6 protein-coding genes are annotated in these 7,324 nt (G+C 40.8%); 1 reads left to right on the forward strand and 5 read right to left on the reverse strand.

Annotated features, from left to right (window positions below; genetic code table 11):
* Positions 1-750: 750 nt before the first annotated feature.
* From AC1DXF_RS27575 to AC1DXF_RS27590, 4 genes are read right to left on the reverse strand one after another with little or no spacing between them, the layout of a single operon-like run.
* A complete protein-coding gene (locus AC1DXF_RS27575) occupies positions 751-1,746 on the reverse strand; it encodes a 5'-methylthioadenosine/S-adenosylhomocysteine nucleosidase family protein (RefSeq protein WP_477451908.1) in 996 nt (331 codons plus the stop codon).
* Entirely contained in the window at positions 1,700-2,002 is a 303-nt protein-coding gene (locus AC1DXF_RS27580; protein ID WP_477451909.1) for a response regulator, read from the reverse strand. Before AC1DXF_RS27580 ends, AC1DXF_RS27575 begins: the two co-directional genes overlap by 47 nt.
* Positions 1,999-2,448 (reverse strand): hypothetical protein, encoded by a 450-nt coding sequence (locus AC1DXF_RS27585; RefSeq protein ID WP_477451910.1) that lies wholly within the window; start codon positions 2,446-2,448, stop codon positions 1,999-2,001. Before AC1DXF_RS27585 ends, AC1DXF_RS27580 begins: the two co-directional genes overlap by 4 nt.
* The gene (locus AC1DXF_RS27590; protein ID WP_477451911.1) at positions 2,445-5,948 is read right to left on the reverse strand and encodes a hypothetical protein; all 3,504 of its coding nucleotides are present in this window, start codon (positions 5,946-5,948) and stop codon (positions 2,445-2,447) included. The genes AC1DXF_RS27585 and AC1DXF_RS27590 overlap by 4 nt, the downstream gene beginning before the upstream one ends.
* Positions 5,949-6,120: 172 nt before the next feature.
* Here AC1DXF_RS27590 and AC1DXF_RS27595 point away from each other — a divergent pair, with 172 nt between their 5' ends.
* Positions 6,121-6,273, forward strand: coding sequence for a hypothetical protein (locus tag AC1DXF_RS27595; RefSeq protein ID WP_477451912.1), 153 nt, complete (start codon positions 6,121-6,123; stop codon positions 6,271-6,273).
* A 74-nt stretch (positions 6,274-6,347) separates the two neighbouring features.
* On the opposite strand, the gene AC1DXF_RS27600 is transcribed toward AC1DXF_RS27595, so the two are convergent.
* Entirely contained in the window at positions 6,348-7,316 is a 969-nt protein-coding gene (locus AC1DXF_RS27600) for a DUF1593 domain-containing protein (protein WP_477451913.1), read from the reverse strand.
* Between the last annotated feature and the right edge of the window lie 8 nt (positions 7,317-7,324).

Raw genomic sequence — 7,324 nt, forward strand, 5'->3', positions numbered from 1 at the left:
TATTAAATCGACCTGTGGAAGAGGCGTTCAAAACCGATTAAATTAACCGCAAACTGTGTGTACCAGCACGGGGAGACACCCTGGTACGGGGTGGTGCACTACCGGTGGTTAATATTTTTAATTCCGGCGATGTGTGGCGTTAAATTCATTGGATTAATTCGGCTGCGGGAGATGGGGGCGGTTTCGTGATTGCAAAGCTACCTGGTGGCTAATATAAACCCTGCCCATGGCACGCTACGTTATTGTTGGTTTTATTCGCCGGCGTTAAACCCAGCGCTACATCATGTGCCGGGCCGACGGCTCTTTAGCTGCAATTGCCAAATTAGTTGTCAGTTGGATGAAAAATAATATCGAACACTGAATTTCGGATATCCAACCATGTGGGGCACACACGACACGCGTTGCACCAGCATCGGTGACAGACCCACACAACTCAAAAATATAACTTGTCATGCTGGCGAAGGAAGCATCTATTAATGAACTTTTTACCACCGGAAAACAAAGGAAATAATTTCGTCCTTAACATACCGAACATTTTTGTCTTGATTCTTGACTCTTGATTCTTTTCTTGCCGTTGCCTGCGGCCCGCGCTTTACACTCATACGCGCATAAGGCATTAGGCGCCTGGCCGGTATCCGTTTCAATCGCTAACGGGGGAGGTGGGAGTTGAGGAGTTAGGGTTCACGTGACTCGCGTGCGCCAGTCTCGGAAAATCATCGACCAAAGACTAAACAATGGCACAGTTTAATCTTATTGATATAAATGGTTTATTAAAAAGTGATACAGCAGATTTGCGCTGGTAAAAGCAGCATATTCCTGAAATTCATCTTTTTTAGGGTTGTTTTTATGGGAATCTCCGTAATCTGAAATGGATTTGATAATAAACGGGGTTGGCTTAGGATGAGAACAGTTGTCTGCAGCATAGAATATCGCATAAGACTCCATATCAAATCCTACCAACTGTCCATGCTGCTCTTTGATTTCATTAAGTTTATTCTCGTTTGCAATAACAGCTGAGCCTGACGCAAATGGGCCAATCCTAGCTGCTAAAGCATAATTGTATTTTTGCGACCAAGCGGACTGTATTTGTTCAAAATATAGATTCTTCGAAATGATATTAGAAAATTGAGCGGCTAGTTCCCGATCCAACGCAATCTGGTTAATATATGGTCTGAATGCCTCTATGCGCTTGCCATCAACCTTTTTAATGATATGCTTACCGCTGCCGTAATCCCACACCCTATCAGCAATAATGGGGTCTCCGATGTTGCCTTTACCTTTAACACCAGCACAGATGCCGACCATACAAATGTATTTAGGGCGATAACGCTGGATCATCTTCATTGAAAGAACCGAAGCTGCCGGCATACCCATAGCATTGTCCGTAGAGGCGACGACAACACTAATATTTTTGTCACCTTTTTTAAAATATCCTGTATAATAAAAGGTTGGATCGTTGGGAAATTTCTGCTCTTTCCAATGTCCGTCTAATTCTTTTACCTTTTTTAGCTCTGTTTCATTCAAAATTGTCACAATGGCCAGGTCGTATTCGAATCTAACGTTAGAGGGAGTCGCTAGTTCCATTTTTGATTTGATAAGGTAGCGTGCATAGTTGGCAATCTGTTCCTCCCAAAGTCTGTATTCCGGTTCATATTTAATCAAATACCACAAATTACTATTGAAGAAACCGGTGTGCTTATCAAGCAATTCCGGATACTCCGTAAGACCGACAATGAAACGGGGCATTCATAGTCGGATCGGCACCAATTTCTTCCAAAAATTGGGTACCTCCATTATCATCGGGGTCATCGCCGAACCGCTGCGGTAGGGATAGATCGAGGATCATTAGGTCGAACTGTTTCGCGGCCAGCAAACGTTTGGCATTAATTATATCCGACGCAATTGTAATTTGATCTCTAATGATCGGAGTTACAGTTAATAACGTTTTCTCAATCTCTGAAATTTTGGCAGGGATGTCGTCTACGATTAAGATTGAAATCATTGGTTATAGTGATCAAATATGAATGTACTTAGTTCGTTTTGCCAGCTAGTTTCGTTGTCGCGATAAAAAACTGTTCCAATATAGTTGTCCGAGAAGTTGATTGCCCATGACTCTTTAAGCTCTGTCAACACTTTATTACCGATTAAGTCATATTGCGTTACGATTACTGTCTTAGTAGCAATATCGTTCCATGCCATTTCTCGAAGTATATCTTCGCCTGCGAACGGCATATGAGAGCCCCCGGACTGATCGATTGTCTTGTCAAAATTGTGCATGCTCATATCTAGTAAAATGAGATCATACAATTTATTAAGTATGGCCTTTAAACCTGATTGATAGGACCTCCGGATATCGAACTCAATATTATAATCAGGCCGGAGAGTCGATAGAAATGCTTCCAGATTCTTGATCTTAATTTCATCATCCTCAACGAGCAATATTTTCATGCTTTTAGCTTCTCTGTGTGTATAAAGATATTTATTTCGATCTGATCGGTTTCGTTAATATTGAAATCGAAATAGTTCTTCTCATCCTGCAAGTCACTCGTCAAGTTTTTCTTCGCTTTGTAAAAACCTGTATCTTTTTCCTTTCGTATTCGATTCATATCCCAGTTTACGGCTATCAGCTCGTCTCTTTTCGCCTTAAACTTTTCCTGTATTTCTTTTCTATTCACATCTGGATCCAGATTGTTTAGTATCCTGAAATGCAAGACTTCATTTTCTTCTTGCGCAGAGATTACTACTTTAAGTTGTTCTGAGTCAAGTTCTGCATAATTGACAATATTTTCCAGAAAAATACGCAACAAGTCAAAGAGGTGAATAAAAAACTTCCCTTTGAATAGTGTAGGGGAGTTTATATCAATATCAGGAGCAATAATTTTGGCATTTTGAGAAATCTTATTTGTAATCTCTAATGAGCTGTTAATTACTTTAGACAGCTCGAAGTCAGGAATATTGATCTTGCGAATCCTAAACCAAGCGGCAATCTTATCCAACTCTAGATGTATCTGAGTTTTACAGGTTGTGATGCTATTAATCAATTCCTGAATATCTTTCTCTTTTTGGACTGTGGCTCGAAGGTCCGTTTCCAGATCTGAAAGATATTGTATCAGCCGCTTTTTGATAATTTCGGATATATATTGGCGAATATATTCAAGATTGACTTCTGTCAATCTCCATAGAAACTGCATCGCCATAAACACGAAATCAGTGTAAACGTCTACTTCTTTAAATACCTGATCATAATAAACTAGCAACCGATCACTGGGTATAGTATAGTCAAACAGGCCGAACCTGTTCCGATCTTCAGTTTTAATTTGTATAGTTTGCTCTTTTAATTTATTAGCAGTCTTATCGATATTCTCTGAAAAAGCAGACAAGAGTTCTTGAATTTTATTTTTCTGGGTATCATCAAGATTAGTCAGCTTATCGTCCCAATATTCATTACGGTAATAATTTTCACTTGACTTCTCCTTCTGGGTGATAAGGTGCTGCGTCAGAAATTCATTTCGAAACTGGCCTAACAAAGTTCCGTGCCGAATGCGTGTGCTTACATACACTTCCAAACCATAACGGTTATTAAAAAGAAACTGATCGCGAATTTCAAAGAAAACATCTTTAAACAATTCAAATTTGACATTTTTTGAAACGCGGGAATGCCCCAAATCTTCAGCAACAACGTTATTATTTTTTACCTTCAATAGAAGTTTTCGATTTAAAGAAATATCTATAAAACTTGACCCCTGATCTGAAATTAATTTACTTATCTCAATATATCGGGTGAAATTATTCCGAACGTCGGTAAACTCGGAATTAATTAGGCTTACTTCATCAACATATATCTTACTTTCGTCTATTTGTCGTATCGCATCGCTTACCGCAAGATCCTGACTAATCTTATTAATTTCAGCATCGTATGGTGCTGAATTAGCTTTGTCAATGCTAACCAGAATTTGCAATACCTCTACACGTTCCAAGAGGATATCGTTGGCATTCTCGAAGTATGTGCTGTATTTAAGAATCTCGGGGGTACAAATGGCCGACAAAAGAAACTTTAAAGCTTCTATACTTAAAATCTCTACTTTCAATTTGAGGTCGGCTGAGCGAACAAGGCCTAGACCTTTAAGAAAGACTCGAAGCGCGATATTGATGTTATGAGAATCCTGCTTCGTAATAGAAAAGAATATTGGCAGTTGAATTGATGGTAATACATTACGGAACTTAGCCAACTGCAGTCGAAGCACTACGTTTTTAATTTCCACCCGTATGAGCAAATTGGGATTAAAAAAGTGGTGCTGTACATAAGAGTTCAGATAATCTTCATAACGTTCGGTTTTATAATAACAGTCCAGCAGATTAACTAGCGCTTCTTCATAGATAACAATGTTTACTTTATCGATATCAAGCAGTTCATTATAAAGACCGATTGCTTTTGCCGTTTCACCGATTTCCTTGTAGAACTCGGCTTTGTAAAACGTTTTGCGATAGTCTGGAACACCGCTAAGTAGCCAATCATTGCTGCTATTTCCCGTTTGTTCAAGATAATTATTAAATAACGCTACAGTAACAGAACCAGGGAACTGCTCCTTCAGATTATCGAAATAATTCTCAGCTTCAGCTTTTTCGGGATGGCGTTTAACAAAAAGAGGATTTAAAATCTGTGAGTTGAGGATATCCAAATACTTCCAATTTGCATATTTATTATCTAATATCGACCGATTGTAAAAAATATACAACTGATGGCCGAAAGTCGTATTCTGTAACGTTGTTGCAATCTTTAAAATATTAGTAATTGATTGAGATGTCGCCTCATTCTTACGTAAGATATTGTACATATTATCGAGTACTTCGCTGACCAGACTCTCGCGGGAAACAGCGCTGACAAATTCTTTTTTTAAAAAAAGGTGCGATTTAATGTATATCTCATAAATACTGAGCTCGGAGGGACAACGCAATATGAAACTTTTCGATTGAACAATCGCTTCTTGATAATTGCCCTTTGAATAGAGATCAAAGATATCAAGTGCATTAATTGTCTCCTGCATATTATCTACAGGTGTTTTAGCCGACAAAAACAAGGAAATACTATCGATCAACCTGTCGTGAATCACTTTATTAACGCGTAATACGATTTTCGGTAAGAATTCCCGTCCACTATTCCAAGTCAACAATGAATGCGTCGTTTTTACGAAAGTAAGGTAGCGATCAATAACCGAAGATAGACTGTGATAGGATAAAATGCCCTCCAGTTCTTTAAACTCATCACTTGAAAAACTATTAGCCACGAACAGAAAATACTCGCGGATCTCATCTCCGAGGGTCTGAAAAAAGTTATTAAAAAAATTATTGAATCGCTGTATAGACATTTTGTTTTCGGAACGATTACTGAAAAAATAGGCAAAGGTGGTGACGAAAATATCCTGACTCGAGTTATTGATAGCACTTAAAAAATCTTTATTACTCTTTAAGCCCCCGCTCAGTTCAGCCACAATGAAACGCTGTTCCATTCCCCAAAATGAATAGCAGACTTCTGCATCTATCTTATCTAAGATAGATGATGCGTTACTATAGTCTCCCATTAGCATCGCATTTTCATACAAATCGCGGTATTGTACGAAGATATTTATCTGCGTTGAAAAGCGGACGATGGAAAGTGAATACCAACCAATTTCTTTTTCGACACTCACCTGCAACGTCCAATTCCCACTTCTAAGCTGGTCATAAGACCGCGGTAATGGCGTCCCGTAGAAATAGTTATAAGCGAGTGGATGTTTGTCGAGCGCCTTTGCTGCGGCAAAAATTTCACCAAGGGAATAATCATCTTTCAGTACGCCGAGCAAAGGACGTAACTGGATAGCCTGAGTTTTTGCATTGACATAGAAATTAGTCAAAAACTTCGCTACCCTTTCCTGATGTTGTGACTTCGGTTTCTGTTTGCTCTTACTCAAAATTGGTGGTGTATAGACTAATAAAGTTAGTGTTATTTACATTAACGAGCAAATAAAGACTGGTTGATTTTTTAACTAGTCATTGCTTGTTCCAAGACACGCTTTCCTCCTCGCTACCGCAAGGGTCCACCCTTGTGGTCCGCATGCTAAGTATACGCCATGCATAGCCACCATGCACAGCCCGGAGATTGCTTCGTTCCTCGACATGGAGGAGATAAGCACCGTTAAAACCTTGCCCGCCTATCCAACCATCCCCCCGGCACAACCGGACGGACGGACACCGCATAAAACCAAAGGCCGCATTAACCGCGGCCTTTGGACGTAAGCTCAAATGAAATTTTCCACCTCCCCTTTTCGACTATTATTGGCTGTAAAAAAATGCCATGTTGTTGTCGTTCATTACTTCGGCAGAATGGTTACAATTACTCTTTTATACCGGGTTAGCCGGGGCGTTCCTTTATCGGTAACCTTCAGGATGAAGTGAGTAGTTTGGCGACTACTTACCTCCGGCGCTTTTAACTCTGGAATGACAGACATGTTTTCTGCCGGACCGACAACTATTGTGTTGTGCAACGTTCCCGCTTCGCGGTATTGAAACCAATGAAAACTCAGGGCATCTCCATCGGGGTCATAGGATGCACTGCCGTCCAGACTAAATGTCTCGCCGGATTTTACTGTGAGTTGTTCAGGCATATGGAGTTTAACAACCGGGGGGTGATTGGCAGCTTTATAATCCGTATTACACCAGGCCATTCGTGCCGCAAAATCATTCTGAATTTCTGCTCTCCATCTCCAAATGGTTACATGGTTGTCTTTGTATGTACCTGTGTCTTTTACCATGGCTCTCCCCCATTTGCCCGGCACCCAGGGTGTATATTCGTCTTCGGCATTTGTCCAAAATGGTCTGGTCTCTTCTTCCAGCGGAACAATCCATTTCAGCTTGGGGTCAAAGGGTGGTTTGTAATATTCATAACGTCCGCCCCAACCTCCCCAGTTTGGATGCTCCGGGTTGCTCAGTCCATTGGGGATCAGCGAGAGCCAGGACGGGGTATCACCCTCCATGCCAAAAGACACATCCGGATAAATTGCCCCCAGCGGCCCATGTCCCTGCTGGATATTTCGCATAAGCCAATCATTGCTCACGACTTCGTTGTTGGCGCCGGGAAATACACTTAAGATGGCCGACCATGTAGCCGTATAATAATTTCCCGGGCTTGCGATGTAGAACAGGCCGGGGAAATTCCTGCGTATCCATGGTCCCGAATTGTCCTGGTCCGAAATCGTGTATACTCTGAGCTTGCTTATCAACCTTTTTGCTTCCCCTTCGCTTTTAGTCTCCCTGATTTTCCAGAGTGCTTGCGCCAGTATATTCGGGC

The sequence above is a fragment of the Mucilaginibacter sp. P2_A5 genome, assembly GCF_056404995.1.